Origin of the sequence: Roseobacter sp. GAI101 (assembly GCF_000156335.1) — a bacterium.
Lineage (GTDB): Bacteria > Pseudomonadota > Alphaproteobacteria > Rhodobacterales > Rhodobacteraceae > Sulfitobacter.
Genome location: NZ_DS999213.1, coordinates 2,907,606 through 2,924,527, shown reverse-complemented (window position 1 = coordinate 2,924,527; position 16,922 = coordinate 2,907,606). Strand labels below are relative to the sequence as shown.

17 protein-coding genes are annotated in these 16,922 nt (G+C 58.4%); 7 read left to right on the top strand and 10 right to left on the bottom strand.

The features are described from left to right. The first annotated feature begins 130 nt into the window (after positions 1-130). Positions 131-877, top strand: a complete 747-nt coding sequence (locus RGAI101_RS13630) for an MlaA family lipoprotein (RefSeq protein ID WP_157044683.1) — start codon at positions 131-133, stop codon at positions 875-877. Continuing rightward, positions 867-1,460 (top strand): MlaC/ttg2D family ABC transporter substrate-binding protein, encoded by a 594-nt coding sequence (locus tag RGAI101_RS13625; RefSeq protein WP_008225695.1) that lies wholly within the window; start codon positions 867-869, stop codon positions 1,458-1,460. Before RGAI101_RS13630 ends, RGAI101_RS13625 begins: the two co-directional genes overlap by 11 nt. Positions 1,461-1,579: 119 nt before the next feature. On the opposite strand, the gene RGAI101_RS13620 is transcribed toward RGAI101_RS13625, so the two are convergent. Then, complete coding sequence (locus RGAI101_RS13620; RefSeq protein WP_008224925.1) at positions 1,580-3,778, bottom strand: transglycosylase domain-containing protein; 2,199 nt, start codon at positions 3,776-3,778, stop codon at positions 1,580-1,582. A gap of 253 nt (positions 3,779-4,031) precedes the next feature. Here RGAI101_RS13620 and RGAI101_RS13615 point away from each other — a divergent pair, with 253 nt between their 5' ends. Together RGAI101_RS13615 and RGAI101_RS13610 are read left to right on the top strand one after the other, a co-directional pair. After that, positions 4,032-4,370 carry a P-II family nitrogen regulator gene (locus tag RGAI101_RS13615; protein WP_005851080.1) on the top strand — a complete coding sequence of 113 codons (339 nt, stop codon included), beginning with the start codon at positions 4,032-4,034 and terminating at the stop codon, positions 4,368-4,370. Positions 4,371-4,386: 16 nt separating this feature from the next. Beyond that, positions 4,387-5,688 carry an ammonium transporter gene (locus RGAI101_RS13610; protein ID WP_037229599.1) on the top strand — a complete coding sequence of 434 codons (1,302 nt, stop codon included), beginning with the start codon at positions 4,387-4,389 and terminating at the stop codon, positions 5,686-5,688. 151 nt (positions 5,689-5,839) lie between these two features. On the opposite strand, the gene RGAI101_RS13605 is transcribed toward RGAI101_RS13610, so the two are convergent. From RGAI101_RS13605 to smpB, 3 genes are all read right to left on the bottom strand, one after another. After that, entirely contained in the window at positions 5,840-7,024 is a 1,185-nt protein-coding gene (locus RGAI101_RS13605) for an amino acid aminotransferase (RefSeq protein WP_008225271.1), read from the bottom strand. Continuing rightward, entirely contained in the window at positions 7,024-7,878 is an 855-nt protein-coding gene (gene sseA / locus RGAI101_RS13600; RefSeq protein ID WP_008227116.1) for a 3-mercaptopyruvate sulfurtransferase, read from the bottom strand. The genes RGAI101_RS13605 and sseA overlap by 1 nt, the downstream gene beginning before the upstream one ends. Positions 7,879-7,983: 105 nt before the next feature. Beyond that, the gene (gene smpB, locus RGAI101_RS13595; RefSeq protein ID WP_037228295.1) at positions 7,984-8,472 is read right to left on the bottom strand and encodes an SsrA-binding protein SmpB; all 489 of its coding nucleotides are present in this window, start codon (positions 8,470-8,472) and stop codon (positions 7,984-7,986) included. Between the two features lie 161 nt (positions 8,473-8,633). Between smpB and RGAI101_RS13590 the strand changes: the two genes are divergently transcribed. After that, positions 8,634-9,323, top strand: a complete 690-nt coding sequence (locus RGAI101_RS13590; RefSeq protein ID WP_008228708.1) for an SGNH/GDSL hydrolase family protein — start codon at positions 8,634-8,636, stop codon at positions 9,321-9,323. Positions 9,324-9,360: 37 nt separating this feature from the next. Here RGAI101_RS13590 and RGAI101_RS13585 read toward each other — a convergent pair whose 3' ends face one another. Further along, positions 9,361-10,179, bottom strand: a complete 819-nt coding sequence (locus RGAI101_RS13585; protein WP_037228293.1) for a sulfotransferase family protein — start codon at positions 10,177-10,179, stop codon at positions 9,361-9,363. Between the two features lie 155 nt (positions 10,180-10,334). Here RGAI101_RS13585 and RGAI101_RS13580 point away from each other — a divergent pair, with 155 nt between their 5' ends. Both RGAI101_RS13580 and RGAI101_RS13575 read left to right on the top strand, forming a co-directional pair. Further along, positions 10,335-11,912, top strand: a complete 1,578-nt coding sequence (locus RGAI101_RS13580; RefSeq protein WP_037229597.1) for a DUF5928 domain-containing protein — start codon at positions 10,335-10,337, stop codon at positions 11,910-11,912. Positions 11,913-11,921: 9 nt separating this feature from the next. Then, on the top strand, positions 11,922-12,302 hold the full coding sequence (locus tag RGAI101_RS13575) for a histidine triad nucleotide-binding protein (RefSeq protein ID WP_008225172.1): 381 nt from the start codon (positions 11,922-11,924) through the stop codon (positions 12,300-12,302). A gap of 88 nt (positions 12,303-12,390) precedes the next feature. On the opposite strand, the gene RGAI101_RS13570 is transcribed toward RGAI101_RS13575, so the two are convergent. From RGAI101_RS13570 to RGAI101_RS13550, 5 genes are all read right to left on the bottom strand, one after another. Next, positions 12,391-13,014, bottom strand: a complete 624-nt coding sequence (locus tag RGAI101_RS13570) for a DUF1523 family protein (protein ID WP_008225704.1) — start codon at positions 13,012-13,014, stop codon at positions 12,391-12,393. A gap of 14 nt (positions 13,015-13,028) precedes the next feature. Continuing rightward, positions 13,029-13,295: a hypothetical protein gene (locus RGAI101_RS13565; protein WP_008227012.1), complete on the bottom strand. Its 267-nt coding sequence runs from the start codon at positions 13,293-13,295 to the stop codon at positions 13,029-13,031. A 96-nt stretch (positions 13,296-13,391) separates the two neighbouring features. Further along, positions 13,392-14,477, bottom strand: coding sequence for a histidine kinase dimerization/phosphoacceptor domain -containing protein (locus RGAI101_RS13560; protein ID WP_008225635.1), 1,086 nt, complete (start codon positions 14,475-14,477; stop codon positions 13,392-13,394). Between the two features lie 243 nt (positions 14,478-14,720). Further along, a complete protein-coding gene (locus tag RGAI101_RS13555; protein ID WP_037228291.1) occupies positions 14,721-15,944 on the bottom strand; it encodes an aminopeptidase P family protein in 1,224 nt (407 codons plus the stop codon). Positions 15,945-16,063: 119 nt separating this feature from the next. After that, positions 16,064-16,855, bottom strand: a complete 792-nt coding sequence (locus tag RGAI101_RS13550; protein ID WP_008225468.1) for an alpha/beta hydrolase — start codon at positions 16,853-16,855, stop codon at positions 16,064-16,066. Positions 16,856-16,922: the final 67 nt, after the last annotated feature.

The following is a 16,922-nucleotide window of genomic DNA, read 5'->3' as shown; positions in this document are numbered from 1 at the left end:
GAAAGGGGGCATCTCAGCGACCGGCCCCAGTGGTATTTGCGCGCAATTCGCGGGGGAAACATCAGTTGATTATCTTGTGGGCAGCCCCCATAACCCTGCAAACCTGTATTCCCTCCATGAGGACACTGTCATGAGTATGCCGACCCTTCCGAAACCGATTTTCCGCAGCGTGATTGGCCTTGTACTGGTCGCAGGGCTTGCGGCGTGCAGCGGTGCCGCCCGAGTCCAACCCACAGGCATCAATGACCCGCACGAACAATCGAACCGCAAGGTGCATGCCTTCAACAAAAAGCTTGCCGGGTCGGGCAACGGGGGCGGGATTGCCAAGGCCGTGCCGGTGGAATTCCAGACCGTGATCCACAACATCTCTGAAAACCTGTCGATGCCGCAGGTTGCGGTGAATTCGGTCCTGCAGGGTGACGTGCCCGGGTTTACTCTGGCAAGCACGCGGTTTTTGGTGAACTCGGTTCTTGGGATGGGCGGTATCATCGATGCCGCAAGCGAATTCAAAGTGCCCGAGCATGACACCGATTTCGGCGAAACGCTGTATGTCTGGGGCGTCGGCGAAGGCCCGTATTACGAACTGCCGGTTATCGGCCCGTCGACGCGGCGGGATGTGGCGGGCAAGGTCGTGGACCTGTTCACCAACCCGCTGTCCTACAGGCTTGAAAGCCCCGACAGCTATGTGGCCCCGGTGACCGGCTTTGCCGACCGGGTGTTCAAGAACAGCCGCCGCAGCGAGGTGATCAGCGATGTATTGGACGGCAGTGCCGACAGCTATGCCCAGGCGCGGCTGATCTATCTGCAAAAGCGCCGGTATGAATTGTCGCAACGCACAGGCGCGCCCGCGGTCTATGATGATCCCTATGCCCAGTAAAATAGACAGACGTCTTTTTGTCGGGGGTGTCGTCTCGCTTGCTTTTGCGCGCCCCGCGGCAGCGCTGACCCAGGGCGATGCCACTGCGTTCATCAAGCGGCTGATTGCTGACATCTACAAGGTGATTGATGCAGGCGGGTCCGAACCCGCGATGATCCGCCAGTTCGAAGCATTGTTCGGCCGATATGCCGACGTTGAGATCATGGCCCAATACGCGCTTGGGGTTGATGGACGCAGTGCCAGCGCGGCGCAGAAATCCGCCTTCAGCGCGGCATTCGGCAGCTACATCGCGCAGAAATACGGCAAGCGGTTTCGCCAGTTTATTGGCGGGCGCATCGAAGTCGAAGGGGCCCGCAAGATCAAGCCGGGTTTCGAGATCAAGACCACGGCCTATCTCAAGGGTGAAAACCCGATCGAGGTGATCTTTCTGGTATCGGACAAATCCGGCGAACTGCAGTTTTTCAACATGTTCCTCGAGGGCGTGAACCTGCTGCTGACCGAGCGGAGCGAAATCGGGTCGATGCTGGACCGGCGCGGCGGTGATCTGACAGAAACGACCCAAGACCTTAAAAACGCAGGCTGACCCGAACGCCACCTTGGAAATAACCTTTGGCCATGCAGCGTTAAAGCGGCCAAAGCCCGAATGCGAAAAGGGGAGACTGGTTCACACCAGCCTCCCCTTTTCTTGTTGTGTCGCAGTGCCTAACGGTTCCCGGGGCGTGCGCTACCCCCTTGGGATGATCCACCGCCAAAGATGTCCCGCAAGACCTGATCGATCAGGCTGACCGGGTCCTGCCGGCGAGAGGGCGCAGTTTGCTGCCGCGCGGGCGGCGCTTCGACCACCGCAGGTGCCGGGACGATCATCGGCAGCGGCCTGTTGGGCATCCCTTCGTGCACGCGGACCATGACCTCGTGCCAGATTTCAGTCGGCAAACCGCCGCCTGACACCCCTGTCAGCGGGGTGTTGTCGTCATACCCCATCCAGACCCCGGCGACGTAATCGGCGGAAAAACCGATGAACCACGCATCGCGGTTGGCCTGGGTCGTGCCGGTCTTGCCAGCCAGTTCGCGCCCGCCAAATTTCGCGCGCCCCCCTGTGCCTTCGGATACGACCTTCTCCATCATATAGACCAGCTGCAGGGCCGCGTCTTCCTGGATCACCCGTTCCCCGATCCCGCCGCTGGTGCCCATCAGGGGCTCCGTCTCGCCCTGCAAGGTCAGGTCAACAAGCCCGTAAGGCTTTACCGAAGATCCGCCGTTCAGAATGCCAGCATAGGCACCGGTCATTTCGATCAGCGTGCTTTCCGATGCCCCAAGCGCCAGCGCCGGGCCGGCGGCCAGATCGCTTTTGATGCCAAACGACGTGGCCACCTGGCTGACGATATCGCGGCCCACGCTTTCCGATACCTTCACCGCCGGAATGTTCAGCGAATCCTTCAGCGCCGTGGTCAGCGTCACGTTCCCCTTGAAGCTGTTGGTGTAGTTCTTGGGGCACCATTGGCCCGACCCCGGAATATCAAGGCAATAGGGCGCATCTTCGATCAGGTCGTTCGGCGAATACCCCAGATCAAGAGCGGCGGCATAGATGAACGGCTTGAACGCCGATCCTGTCTGCCGCATCGCTTGCGATGCGCGGTTGAAGGCACCGGCAACATTGGTCTTGCGTCCGCCCACCATACCGCGCACGGCACCATCCGCAGACATGATGACCACAGCGGCCTGCGCCTTGGACCCGGCACGCACCTTGTTATCGAAAACCCAGTTCAGCCCTTCTTCGGCAGCGCGCTGGATGCGTTGGTCCAGCGTGGTCTTGATAATCACGTCTTCGGTGGTGTTGCGGGTAAAGAATTCAGGACCCGACGACATCACCCAATCGGCGAAATAGCCCCCGGCCTTGGCTTCGGCGGCCTCGGACAGTTCGGCGGGGTTGTTTATCGCCTTGTCCGCCTCGGCCTGGCTTAGATAACCCTGGTCCTGCATCAGGCGGATTACAGTCGCCGCCCGGTTTTGCGACCGGTCCAGGTTGTTGGTCGGCGAAAGCGTCGTCGGTGCGGTCAGCAACCCGGCCAGCATCGCACCCTCGGCAGGCTTCAACGCCGAAGCAGGTTTGCCAAAGAAACGCTGTGCGGCGGCTTCGGCTCCGAAGGCACCGCCGCCCATATAGGCGCGGTTCAGATAGATCGACAGAATGTCATTTTTGGAATATTTCGCCTCCATTGCCATGGAATACACGGCCTCTTTCGCCTTACGCTTCAGCGATGACCGACGGCATTCCGCCTCGTATTCCCTTTCCGTCTGGCCCGATGTCGCATCATAGGGTTCGCCCAGACACAAAAGCTTGGCCACCTGCTGGGTGATCGTGGAACCGCCATGGCCCGACAGCGGGCCACGCCCTTCTGACAGGTTGATCCGCACGGCAGAGGCAACGCCGCGCGGGCTGACCCCGAAATGCTGGTAGAACCGTTTGTCTTCGGTCGCGATCACCGCGTTCTTCAGATGGGGGGACACGCTGTCCGCCGTCACCACCCCGCCGAACTGGTCACCGCGCCAGGCAAAGACTTCGCCGTTGCGGTCCAGCATCGTGACGGACCCGCGCGCGCGCCCGTCCAGCAGCGCCTCGAGCGGCGGCAGCGTGGTATAGAAATAGCCTACGGCAAGCGCGAGCAATAGCAGCGCAACGGCCGTGACGCGCCAGGTGATGACCCAGATCAGGCGCAGCACCCATCGCACCAAAGCGCTGAGCCAGCCGATGGGCCCGCCTCTGCGCGGCGCAGATCTGCGGGCAGCCTTGCGGCGGGCCGGTGCCTTTTTTGCAGGCGCTTTTTTAGCAACGCGGGACGCTTTTCCGGAATTGCGCTTGTCAGCGACCAGAGGCCGCTTTCGCTTAGGTGAATCACTCATCTTGTTACTCGCTCGACCGCTCTTTTTCGCGACTCTATCCTGCCTGCGGGGGATTGTTTAGCGCAGAGGTCAGAGCAGTCCATCAATTTTGTGCTCATTTTTTAGGCAATTCTCATTATCTGCCCATATTTTAATCTTAACTGCCCGTGAAGGCCTAACCTCTGGGCAGTCAGCCCTTTCTAAACTGAGCAGAGTTCCGCTTTCCTGCAAGGCATATCGCAGGGGAGGCCTGCTGGCAAAAGAGGGATTATAGGTGAAACTCATCATTGCAACAATCAAGCCATTCAAGCTCGAAGAGGTCCGCGAAGCGCTGACCGAAGCGGGCGTGCGCGGGCTGATGGTGACAGAGATAAAGGGCTTTGGTGCCCAGTCCGGTCACACTGAAATTTACCGCGGCGCGGAATACGTCGTCAACTTCGTACCCAAGGTCAAACTTGAACTGGTCGTCGCGGATGCGCTGGCAGACCAGATGGTCGAGACCATCACACGCACGGCCCACACCGGCAAGATCGGTGACGGCAAGATCTTTGTGCTTGATGTCGAGCAGGCAGTGCGCGTGCGTACGGGTGAAACCGGCGAAGACGCTATCTAAATTTAGGGAAGAGATGATGAACAAAAAATATATCATTCCAACCGCCGTCGCCGCAGCACTGCTGCCGACGTTCGCGTTGGCACAAGATGCCGAGTTCGCAAGCGCGTCCGAGACGGCATTCATCTTCAACACGCTGCTGTTCCTGATCGGTGGCTTTCTGGTGTTCTGGATGGCCGCCGGCTTTGCCATGCTCGAAGCGGGTCTGGTGCGTTCCAAGAACGTGACAACACAGCTGACAAAGAACATCGCGTTGTTCGCACTGGCGGCGATCATGTACTGGCTGGTTGGCTACAACATCATGTATCCGGGCGATGCATGGATCATTCCGGGCGTCTTCGGCACCTTTGCGACCAAGGACATCAAAACGGCGATTGATGCAGGCGGCTATTCCAATGCCTCCGACTTCTTCTTTCAGTTGATGTTCTGTGCGACCACCGCGTCCATCGTTTCGGGCACATTGGCCGAGCGTATCAAACTGTGGCCCTTCCTGATCTTCACCGTCATCCTGACAGGCTTTATCTATCCGATCGAAGCAAGCTGGCAGTGGGGTGCAGGCTGGTTGTCTGACGCGGGCTTCTCTGACTTCGCCGGGTCCACATTGGTTCACGCTGCCGGTGGCTTTGCAGCCCTTGCCGGTGCCCTGATCCTTGGGCCACGTATCGGCAAATACAAGGACGGCCGTGTTGTGCCGATGCAGGGTTCGAACCTGCCACTTGCCACGCTGGGTACGTTCATCCTGTGGCTGGGTTGGTTCGGTTTCAACGGTGGTTCGCAGTTGGCAATGGGGTCGATGATCGACGCCGATGCCGTGGCACAGATCTTTGCCAACACCAATATGGCAGCTGCCGGTGGTGCCGTCGCTGCGATGATCCTGACACAGATCCTCTACAAGAAGATCGACCTTACCATGCTGCTGAACGGCGCTTTGGCCGGTCTGGTGTCCATCACTGCGGGTCCGCTTGACCCGACGCTGTTCGGTGCCCTTTGGATCGGTGCAGTTGGCGGTGTGATCGTGGTTTTTGCGGTTCCTTTCCTCGACAAGCTCAAGATCGACGATGTCGTGGGTGCGATCCCGGTTCACCTGATCGCCGGTTTCTGGGGTACGCTGGTGGTACCGGTCTACACTGAAGGTACGTCCTTCGTGACACAGATCATCGGCTTTGCCTCGATCGGCGCGTTCGTCTTTATCGTGTCGGCAATCGTCTGGACGATCCTCAAGGTGACCATGGGCATCCGTGTCAGCCAAGAGGCCGAGATTGCAGGTCTGGATGTTTCCGAACTGGGTATGGAAGCCTATCCTGAGTTCTCGAAGAGCTAAGTCACAGGCCTTTAGACAGGCTGAAACCCGGGCGTTCGCGCCCGGGTTTTTTCATGTCCTCGGGGTATCTGTCGAGACATCAGAAAAAAACCGCAGCGCTTGGGGAAGCGCTGCGGTTTTTGAGTATTTAAGAAAGGGTGAAGACCGGGGGTCAGATGCCGACGTCGATGATCGCCTTGGCAAGGATCGGCACGGTTTGGGCATTCAGTCCGGCAATGTTCATGCGGCTGTCGCCCACCATGTAGATGCCATGGTCATCCCGCAGCTTGGCGACCATGTCAGGTGTCGTGCCAAGGCGCGAGAACATGCCGCGGTGCTCTGCCAGGAAACCGAAGCGGTCAGAGCCCGAGAGGCGCTGCAATTCGCTGGCAAGCTGGCTGCGCAGGCCGAGCATGGCGTTACGGATGTCTTCGAGTTCGGCCATCCAATCCGCGCGCAGGGCATCGTCGTTCAGGATCATCGTTACCAGCCGCGCGCCGTGATCCGGCGGGAAACTGAAGTTCTGACGGTTGAGGTAGGCCAACGTGCCCTGGTTCAGCTTCTGCGCCGACGCATCAGAGGAAACGGCCATCAGCATGCCCGTGCGTTCGCGGTAGATGCCGAAGTTCTTGGAACAGCTGGCCGCGATCAGACACTCGGGAACCGATGCGGCGACCTTGCGGGTGGCGGCGGCGTCCGCGTCCAGACCATCACCAAAGCCCTGATAGGCAATGTCGATCATCGGGGTCGCACCACTGTCTTGCAGGATCTTGATCACGGCGTCCCATTGGGTCGCGTTCAGGTTCGCGCCTGTCGGGTTGTGGCAGCAGCCGTGCAGAAGGATCACATCACCCTTTTGCGCGGTCTTGAGGTCCGCAGTCATGCCGTCGAAATCAACGCCACGGGTATCTTCGTCGAAATAGCGGTAGGGCACGATCGTCATGCCGAGATATTTCAGCATCGACAGATGGTTCGGCCACGTCGGATCGGACACGAACACCCGCGCATCGGGGCGCGCCATCTGGATCAGTTCAAACGCCTGGCGCACGGCACCTGTCCCACCGGGGGTCGCGGCGGCGGCCACATTGGCGCGGCGGACGGCATCGCCCAGCACCAGCTTGACCAGCGCATCGCCGAAATCCGGGTCACCCGCAAGGCCAGTGTAGGACTTGCTGTTCTGGGCTTCCCAGAGTTGATGTTCCGCCGATTTGACGGCACGCATGATCGGCGTCAGACCCGTGGCATCCTTGTAGACGCCAACGCCAAGGTCGATCTTGGTCTCGCGGGGGTCGTCCTTGTACATCTGCATAAGGGCAAGGATGTTGTCGGCGGGCTGCGCCTTGAGGGTTTCGAACATTATGCGTCTCCGGTCGCAACGGGCACGGTGGGGAACATGCCCCATTCCGCCCAAGATCCATCGTAAAGGGACCAGTTCTTATGGCCCATCCGTTCCAGTGCCAGCGCCAGAATGGCCGCCGTGATGCCCGAGCCACAGGTGGTGATGACCGGGCGCGACAGGTCGATGCCTGCGGCCTCGAATGCGGCTTTGGTGTCCTCCACAGGCTTCATGGTGTTATCGGCGGTCAGCAGTTCCGTGTAGGGCAGATTGCGCGACCCCGGAATGTGGCCTGCGCGCAGACCTTCGCGGGGCTCGGGGGCTTCGCCGCGGAAACGCGCAGCGGCGCGGGCGTCGACGATTTGCGGGTCTTTCAGCTTGGACGCCTGGGCAACCTGCGTCACGTCGCGCACCAGCTGGTTCTGCATCCGCACCGTCATGTGGCGATCACGCGGGATCGGGGGCATGTCCTCGGTCGGGTGGCCCTCTGCGATCCACTTGGGCAGGCCACCGTCCAGCACGGCAACATTTTCCTGCCCCATCAGCTTGAACAGCCACCACACACGGGCAGCCGACAACAGACCGGCACCGTCATAGACAACGATCTGATGGCCGTCACCCACACCCATCGCCCGCATGCGCGACATGAATTTTTCAGCCGGAGGAGCCATGTGCGGCAGGTCCGACCGCGCATCGGAAATTTCGTCGATGTCAAAGAAGCGCGCGCCGGGGATGTGGGCCTCGTTATATTCGGCCTTGGGGTCGCGTCCAGCGTCCGGCAGATACCACGAGGCATCAAGCAAGCGCAGATCGGGATCCTTGAGGTGTTGTGCCAGCCAGTCGGTTGAAACAAGCGTCTTTGGGTCGTCGGCCATGGGTCAGCCCCTTCTAGAACAGGTTTTCTCATGCCTACCCGCGCAGGCGGGGGCAGGCAAGTGTTTGGGACCTGGAACAGGGGCAAAATCGGCGGGCATATCCGCCTAGCCGTGATCCTTGAGCAGCCGTTGCTTTTGACGCGACCAGTCGCGCTTGGCTGCGGTCTCACGCTTGTCGTGCAGCTTTTTGCCCTTGGCGATGCCGATCTTGATCTTGGCCATGCCGCGATGATTGAAATACATCACCAGCGGGACCAGCGTCATGCCCTTGCGTTGGGTTTCGTTCCACAGGTTGGACAGTTGCTTTTTGGACACCAGCAGCTTGCGGCGGCGGCGTTCTTCGTGGGTAAAGGTTTTGGCCTGGCTATACGGTGCCACATAGGAGTTCACGAGCCAGAGCTCGCCATCCTCGACCGCAGCATAGCTTTCCGCGATGTTGGCCCCGCCGTTGCGCAGGGATTTGACCTCGGACCCCTCAAGGATGATGCCGCATTCGACGTCGTCGTCGATCGCGTAATCAAACCGCGCGCGGCGATTTTCGGCAATGACCTTGTAATTCGGGTCCGACTTCGAAGATGATTTTACCTGTGACATAGGCAGGATGTAAGACGCACAGGCCCTGCGCGCAAGATGGGCCGCATATCGTTTGTGTTTATGCACCAATCGGGCCGTGCTGTTTCCCCGCAGAGAACCTAATTTCACAAAAATGCCAGAATTGACCCCTATTTCATTGGCGTTAACCAAGGGAATTTCAAATGCGCCGTTTTTTAGCCCGATTTACCGTCGCTGCCGCCATCATCCTGTTTTCATCGACAATTACCCAGGCAAAAGAGCCGCTGCGCATTCTTGTCATGGGCGATTCCTTCATGACGACGAACACACTGGCCGGGCAAGCCGTGCCAGACCAGCTGAAAAGGTTTCTGGGCGCGCAGGTGAAAAGCAGGGCCGTCACGGGTGCGCGCTATCGCTATATGTTGCCGATCACCGGTGCTTTGGGGCTGAAAATATCAAAGCAGTATCGGGACGGGCCCTGGGATTGGGTCGTGATCAATGGCGGGGGCAACGACATGTGGCTGGGTTGTGGCTGCACGCGCTGCACACGGCGGATGAACAAGCTGATCAGCCCTGATGGCACGCGCGGCGAAATCCCCGCGCTGGTGTCCAAGGCGCGCAGCGCCGGCGCACAGGTCGCCTATGTCGGCTATCTGCGCAGCCCCGGCACATGGTCGCCCATTGAACATTGCAAAGCCGAAGGGGACGCGCTTGAGGCACGGATTGCCGTCATGGCGCAGCGGGATCAGGGCGTGACCTTTGTGTCACTCGCCGACATGGTACCAAGCGGCGACAGGTCATTTCACGCCGCCGATATGATCCACCCGTCGATCAAGGGCAGCAAGGCGGCAGCGGCACGAATTGCGCAGGTTGTGATCGGCGGCCAACCCTAGGGCTTTCGCGCTTTCACCGTGTCAGCATCAGGGACGATCAATCGCCCAGCTTTGCATGCACCTCGTCCAGATCAATCTCGGCGACGGGCATCTTGTTGGCCGGATTATCGAAATCATATTTGAACAGATCAAAGTCACGCTTGTAGATTTCGCGCACCAGATGCATCGACAGATCGTCGAAATAATCCTCGACCGGATGCGCGCGCTTGGGGCCATGCCCTTCGGATTCATTAAAGCGTGGAATATCGGCCAATTGAACCTGATGCGGGGTGTCGATCGCATCCAGCACGTCTTGCATGCCCTGGTTGAAACGTTCGGTCCATACGATCTTGTCATAGGTGCCGCCATTCACGATGAACGTGCTGACGTGACCGGCCTGTGAGGACCAGTGAATATCCGGGTCCATCGGTCTGCGCCACCGGATGGTGTCCCGCGCAAACAGCAAAAACCGCCGGAAGCTGGCGATCTGGTCGAACTCTTGCTTGCCATCGACCCCGCCGACTTCGATCCCGTATTTCTGGACCAGCAGAGGCACCAGATTGCCGCGATATCGTTTGCCGTTGCGCTGAATGCCACAAATCTTGTCGAAAAACGAACTGAGCACGCGGGTGTAGGGATTGCGGACACAGGTAAATGCATAGGAGCTGTGGCTTTGCACATTCGCCGTGATGGGGGCCTGCGATTCATCCAACGCCCATTTGTGCATACCGGTCTGGGCATCGTGGATGTCGCCGTCAAAGAACGAGCCATGGTCGGAATAGAACATGATCTGACCGATGGTCGAGCACGCGCATTTGGGCACCACACGGTACACCACGCTTTCACTTTCCGTCATCCAAGTGCCTGGAAAACCCATTTTCTGCCCGGCCTCCTAATTTTTTGTCATTTATGCCACGATATATGGCAACAGAATGGCCTCGTTGTGAAAAAAGCAAATATTCGCGGTTTATTCAATCGCTGATCGTCTTTATCTATCAAACTCATCCGGTGCAAAGGGCGCGTCTTCTGACCATGGCAAAAATCGCCTATATTCTGTTATGCCACAAAGACCCCGATGCCATTATCCGGCAGGCGGAACGGCTGACATCATGTGGCGATTATATGGCGATCCACTTTGACGCCTCTGCCAGCGAAACGCATTTTCAGCAAATCACCAAGGCGCTTGCCGACAATCCCAGCGTGACCTTCGCGCGCAAGCGGATCAGGTGCGGATGGGGCGAATGGTCACTGGTGCAAGCCACATTGAACGCAGTCGAAAGCGCGGTGGACGCATTTCCGCGTGCGACGCATTTCTACATGCTGTCAGGCGATTGCATGGCGATCAAATCGGCGGAATATGCCCATGACTACCTTGATGAAAATGACGTCGATTTCATCGAAAGCTTTGATTACTTCGAAAGCGACTGGATCAAGACAGGCTGGAAGGAAGAACGCCTGATCTACCGCCACTGGTTCAACGAGCGCACCCAGAAACGCCGTTTTTACTGGATGTTCGAACTGCAAAAACGCCTTGGCCTGACCCGCGAAATCCCCGAAGATCTGCAAATCCAGATTGGCAGCCAATGGTGGTGCCTGCGTCGTCAGACGATCGAAATCGTGCTGGAATTCACCAAGAAACGCAAAGACGTGATGCGGTTTTTCAAGACGACATGGATTCCGGACGAAACCTTTTTCCAGACCATCGTGCGCCACCTGGTGCCCGGAAGCGAAATCCGCGCGCGCACACTGACGTTCCTGATGTTCACCGACTACGGCATGCCGCTGACGTTCTACAACGACCACTACGACCTTCTGCTGGCCCAGGACTACCTGTTCGCCCGCAAGATCAGCAGCGAAGCGACGGACCTCAAACGCCGGCTTGGCCTGCTTTATTCCGCCAAGGGCGTCGGGTTCCAGATCAGCAACGAAGGCCGCAGCCTTTTCAACTTCCTCAGCGGGCGCGGGCGCATCGGACGCCGCTTTGCGACGCGGTTTTGGGAAACCGAAAGCACGCTGGGCCGCGAGCGCGAATTGCTGATTGTGATCTGCAAGAAATGGCACGTCGCCAAGCGCGTGCTTGAACGGATTCGCCAGACCACGAACCTGCCGTCTATCGAATACCTCTTCAACGAAGAAAGCACTCCGCTCCCCGATCTGGGCGGCATCCAGAAAACCCTGGGCAAACGCACCCGCCACCGGCGCGCGCTAATGCGGATGCTGTTCGACTATTACGATACCGACCGTCTGATCGTCTGCATGGACCCGGGCAATATCGAACTGCTACACGACTTCGCCTCAGACCGCTCCGTCACCCGCATCCTCGAGATCGAATGCCAGTTCTCGGATGACTATCTGGTGGGGCACGCCATGCGCGTGGGCCTTGCGGGGGAACGGACCGCCGACGACACGCTGCAACGGCTCTTGCCGACAATCCGCAACGACATGGTGTTTGAATCCGACCGCATCCGCGATTCACAGTTTGAACATTACGGACGCATGCGTGAAATTGCGACAACCGAAGAAAATGCGGCCACACTTGCTGCATTCCTGCAAATTCCGCGCGAAAAGGCGCATGAGATTGCAGACACCCATTATCTGTTTTCTGACTAAGGACACCCCATGGCTTACCAGTACGACGATCAGAACATCTTTGCCAAAATCCTGCGCGGCGAAATTCCCAACGACACAGTTTACGAATCCGATCACGCACTGGCCTTCCGCGACATCCAGCCCCAGGCTCCGACGCACGTGCTGGTGATCCCAAAGGGCCCTTACGTCAGCTTCGACCACTTCGCAGAAGCGGCCTCCGACGCCGAAATCGTCGGCTATATCCGCGCCATATCCGAGGTCTGCAAAGCCGAAGGCGTCACGCTCACACTGGGCGAAGGGTTCCGCATGATCTCGAACGCAGGCGCACATGGCGTCCAGGAGGTCCCGCACCTGCATGTCCACATCCTGGGGGGCCGGCCGATGGGCCGCATGGTCGCACGCGCGGACTGATCCCCTCTTCTCTGGCTCTTAAATATCCCGGGGGGCCCGTCAGGGCGGGGGCAGCGCCCCCTCTACCCCTTAGACCCTTCGGATGGCATTACTTGTTCCTGCTGGCCCGCCAGCGGGAAAACTTCCCCTGCTTCTCGGCAAAATCATCTTCAATCCGCTCAAGCGTCGGATCGATGCGCTTTGCCCTGAACCGACGCCAGCGGACCCAAATGGCATAAGTCAGCGCAGCAAATAGCGTCAGGATAATGATGTTCAGGAAGGGGATACCCTTGGACGCATCCGGACCGGCCACCGGGCGCACGGAAATTGCGTTGGGGAAAATCGACAGGAATTCATTACGCCACCCGTAATGCTTCAGCGCGACATATTGCGGGCTTTCCGACGCTGACCGCAGGTCCGACGCTTCGGCCTGCAAGTTTGTCGTATCGAACTTGAAATAGGGCGGCCAACCCCACCCCGTATCCTCGTTGCGATAGACCATTACATCACCCTTGGCGCGGCGCGTCTGGATGAAAAATACATCGCGATTGCCCAAGGTGTTGTTGTTCCCCACATCCGCATTTGACCAGAAAATCGAATTCTCGCCAAAATCGATCCGCTTTTCATAGGTATCGGTAATCCGCACGATATCCACCTGCGGCAGCGTGTAGTGGAAGAATGCTGCGACCAAGGCCCAGATCGTGCCCCAGAAAATCCATTTGATAATGCCCATAGCGCCGGCTTCCTTCAGCTGAAATTGGTCAGGTAGATGATCAGGATGACCAAACACACCGGTATGATATAAACCCCCAAGATCAGTTTGCGACGGATCGAGGTGTCATATTTTCTAAGCCCTCGTCGCACGAAACTGTCCATGTCCACAAGCCGGGGGCCATTTTGCCATTTTCGCCGCAGCTTTCCGCGCCGCACCCTGCGCGAATACAGCGACAGACCAACGTAGATGATGGTCAGGACAACAAAGCCGACAACGATCAATTCAACGAGCGCAAGCATCTGTCCAATCCCCTTAAGACGCCCCTACCGCAATGGAATCAGGCGATCATCGCCTACCGCAAGACCAAGCCGTTCAGACGCGATAGGGTGCAGGCATCAATGATCGATAGGCCAGACGACCTTGATTTCGGTCCCGATTTCGCGTTCCGGCATCGTCATTTCGCCGCCAAGCTGTTGCGCCGCGGCCATCAGGATCCGCATGCCAAGGCCGGTATCGCTGCCGTTGCCTTCCGGCAAACCGGGGCCATCGTCGATGCAGCTTAGGTGGTAAAAGCCGTTTTCATGCTTTCCAGTCACGGTGAATGTCCCGCGTCTGCTGTCTTGGTAGGCGTATTTTGACGCGTTCGCCATCGCCTCGTTCACGATCATCCCGACCGAAGAGGCCGAGCGGGACGGCAAATCACAATTCTCCATCGTCGAATTTACCGTCACGCCCTGCGGCATCTGTTCCTGGGCTGACTGCACGACCTTCGTGATAAAGGCTGAAATATCCACCGAAGCCCCCGTATCCGTCAGATACAACGCTTCGTGGAGGCGGCTGATCGTGGCCAGCCGGCCCTGCACCGCATCCAGCGCGGACCGCGCTTCAGGCGATTTTTCACTGCGCACTTGCAGGCGGATCAACGCCTCGAGGGATTGCAAAGAATTCTTGACGCGGTGATCGACCTCTTTTCGCAATATTTCCGCATCGGCCAATGCCTTGCGCAGCTCGATCTGGCGCATGGCCTGATTGGCCAGCGTTTGAAGCGCGCGGCGCTGGAAATCGTTCAGTTCGCGGGGTCTCTTGTCCAGCACGCACAGGGTGCCAAGGGGCAGCTTCTTATCATCTTCCAGCAGCGCCCCTGCGTAAAAGCGGATCGAATCGTCCCCCGTGACAAAGTCGTTCCTGTCCGTGCGGGCATCGTCAGTGGTGTCGGTGATCTCAAGATATTCATCGCCAGCGATGGCATGGGCACAAATGCTGTTTTCAATCGCACTGCCCGGTATGTCCAGACCGACCTTGGCCTTGAACCACTGACGATCGTCATCGACCAAGGATATCATGGAAATCGGTACATCGCAGATTTCGGCGGCAAGCTGCGTAATTTCGTCAAAACCCGGTTCCGGGGCCGTGTCTAGAATGTTATAACCGCGCAACAACGCGAGGCGCATTTCCTCTTGTTCGATCAAGGCAGCTTTCATGGAATGATCTCAACTTTCATGAATAACATCGATAATCGCTAATACAGCAGCAACAAATGAGACGGATATCCGTCCGAGTATATGTATCCTCCATAAAATGAAAACGGGCAATATGCGATGATGCACCAGGTTGACCAAGGGGAAACTACAGGCACTATATCGTGATAGGGTGATATTTCCGGTCCTGAATGTGCCCGCCCGGACCGTCGCGATTGGTCCGGACAGACACAGGTAAACGCAGGATTATCCGACGACGTTGAACTCCGGACCGTATGGGTAGCCCGTGATATTGTCGTTCCCGTCTTCCGTGATTACCAGAATATCATGCTCGCGATATCCACCCGCACCGGGCTGATCCGCGCCAACGGTCAGCATCGGCTCCATCGAGATGACCATGCCGGGCTCAAGCACCGTGTCGATATCCTCGCGCAATTCCAACCCTGCCTCGCGGCCATAGTAATGCGACAACACGCCAAACGAATGACCATAGCCAAAGGTCCGGTATTGCAGCAGATCGCGCTCTTGAAAGAACGCGTTGATCTTGTGGGTGATGTCGGCGCAGCTTGAACCCGGTTTCAGCAGGCTCATCCCGTATTCGTGGGCGGCGACGTTGGCCTCCCAAATCTTCAGGCTGGCGGCATCAACCTCGCCCGCGAACATCGTGCGTTCCAACGCGGTGTAATAGGCCGAGATCATTGGAAACGTGTTCAGCGACAGGATATCACCGCGCTCCAGTTGCCGTGCGGTCACCGGGTTATGGGCACCGTCGGTGTTCAGCCCCGACTGGAACCAGACCCACGTGTCGCGGTATTCCGCATCGGGGAACCGTTTGGCGATCTCAAGCTCCATCGCGTCACGGCCTGCCATGGCGATGTCGATTTCGCGCGCGCCAACCTTGACTGCATCGCGGATCGCATAGCCGCCCATATCGGCCACCTGCGCCGCCTGACGGATCAGGGCGATTTCCGCCTCTGACTTGTGCATCCGCTGGCGCATCGTGGTTTCGAACAGATCGACCATGACCACAGGCTCCAGGAAATCCTCAAGCTTGTCGCGCTGCATCAGGGTCAGGTGATCGCCCTCGTAGCCGATCACGCCGCCCTTGCCCGTGACCGACGCCACCGCCCGCCAGTAATTGTCGCGCTGCCAGTCGGTGTAGGTGATGTTATCGGCAAAACTGCGCCGCCAAGGCTGGCCCGCGTCGATCCCTGCCGAGATGGTCACGCAGTCGGTTTCCGTCACGACCAGACCGTAGGGCCGACCAAAAGCACAATACAGGAACCCCGAATAATACGCGATGTTATGCATCGACGTGAACACGGCGGCGGTCACACCGGCGCTGTCCATCCGTTCGCGCAATTCTTCCAGACGCGCCTCGTATTCCGCAGCCTCGAACGGCAACGGAGATTTCTCACCATTGTGAAAGCGGTACATGTCCGGACGTATAACTTTGGATGTGGTGGTCATATCAGACCCTCCCTTACAGAAAGGTCCCGGCGTTCAGGACGCAAGAGCCTAAAGTGAGGACGACGCCATCGTCCAAGCTCATGCATCCTTTCGCCTATTTTCGCACACCGATCAAGGGGTCACTTGATGCCAAGCAGCGCTTTGACCATGTCGCTTTCCGGGTCCTCAAGCAGGTCAATGATGTCAAAGTGGTGACGGCCCTCGACGACGGTCAGCTTTGCGCCCCAGACGCGGGAAAACTGTTCGGCCTGTTCGATAAAGGCGGGGCGTTCATCGGCACCGACCCAGATCGTCACGTTCACCCCATGCGGCGGCGTCATGTTGACCGGGCTTTCGGCCGCGGCCTCTGCTTCGTCAAGCTGCAAGATCTCGTTCATCGAGGTCTGCAAAAGCGGCGTCAGATCGGCCACCGGCGAGATTGATACGATGTTCACGATCCGGTCGCGCACGTCACCGGGCAGAACCAGCGGGTCGGTCATGCGGGCGACCAACTGCCCCCCGGCGGAATGACCAGCCAGTGAAAGGCTGCCCTGGGTACGTTTGGCGATGTCGATCATAGCGCGGGCAACCTGCCCCGTGATCTGGCTGATGCGGACATTGGGGCACAGATCATAGCCGATCATCGCCACAGCATAGCCCCGCGACAAGGCACCTGCCGCCAGATGGGACCAGTCAGAAGGTGCGAACGCCTTCCAATAGCCGCCATGCACAAAGACAACTGTGCCCCGCGAAACGCCTTCGGGTTCGAAGAAATCATAGACCTCGCGGTCGGTCGGGCCATAGGAAATGCCCTTTTGCGCGCGAAACCCCAGCTTCTTGCGGAACGCGGCGGCGGCCTTTTGCCAGCGGGGCGGATAGTCTTCTGAGCCTTCGATATAGGCGGCGTTGGCGTAGGCGTCATCTAATTGCATTTGGGTCTCCCTTGGGGCTCCATAACAAACTGGAACTAGACAATCATAGCGAATGTTGCTTTGGGTT

Bases quoted from the DNA above. Each gene is read 5' to 3' on its own strand.
- RGAI101_RS13630 (WP_157044683.1), top strand. From the start codon at position 131: ATGAGTATGCCGACCCTTCCGAAACCGATTTTCCGCAGCGTGATTGGC.
- RGAI101_RS13625 (WP_008225695.1), top strand. From the start codon at position 867: ATGCCCAGTAAAATAGACAGACGTCTTTTTGTCGGGGGTGTCGTCTCG.
- RGAI101_RS13620 (WP_008224925.1), bottom strand. From the start codon at position 3,778: ATGAGTGATTCACCTAAGCGAAAGCGGCCTCTGGTCGCTGACAAGCGC.
- RGAI101_RS13610 (WP_037229599.1), top strand. From the start codon at position 4,387: ATGAACAAAAAATATATCATTCCAACCGCCGTCGCCGCAGCACTGCTG.
- RGAI101_RS13605 (WP_008225271.1), bottom strand. From the start codon at position 7,024: ATGTTCGAAACCCTCAAGGCGCAGCCCGCCGACAACATCCTTGCCCTT.
- sseA (WP_008227116.1), bottom strand. From the start codon at position 7,878: ATGGCCGACGACCCAAAGACGCTTGTTTCAACCGACTGGCTGGCACAA.
- smpB (WP_037228295.1), bottom strand. From the start codon at position 8,472: ATGTCACAGGTAAAATCATCTTCGAAGTCGGACCCGAATTACAAGGTC.
- RGAI101_RS13590 (WP_008228708.1), top strand. From the start codon at position 8,634: ATGCGCCGTTTTTTAGCCCGATTTACCGTCGCTGCCGCCATCATCCTG.
- RGAI101_RS13585 (WP_037228293.1), bottom strand. From the start codon at position 10,179: ATGGGTTTTCCAGGCACTTGGATGACGGAAAGTGAAAGCGTGGTGTAC.
- RGAI101_RS13580 (WP_037229597.1), top strand. From the start codon at position 10,335: ATGGCAAAAATCGCCTATATTCTGTTATGCCACAAAGACCCCGATGCC.
- RGAI101_RS13575 (WP_008225172.1), top strand. From the start codon at position 11,922: ATGGCTTACCAGTACGACGATCAGAACATCTTTGCCAAAATCCTGCGC.
- RGAI101_RS13570 (WP_008225704.1), bottom strand. From the start codon at position 13,014: ATGGGCATTATCAAATGGATTTTCTGGGGCACGATCTGGGCCTTGGTC.
- RGAI101_RS13565 (WP_008227012.1), bottom strand. From the start codon at position 13,295: ATGCTTGCGCTCGTTGAATTGATCGTTGTCGGCTTTGTTGTCCTGACC.
- RGAI101_RS13560 (WP_008225635.1), bottom strand. From the start codon at position 14,477: ATGAAAGCTGCCTTGATCGAACAAGAGGAAATGCGCCTCGCGTTGTTG.
- RGAI101_RS13555 (WP_037228291.1), bottom strand. From the start codon at position 15,944: ATGACCACCACATCCAAAGTTATACGTCCGGACATGTACCGCTTTCAC.
- RGAI101_RS13550 (WP_008225468.1), bottom strand. From the start codon at position 16,855: ATGCAATTAGATGACGCCTACGCCAACGCCGCCTATATCGAAGGCTCA.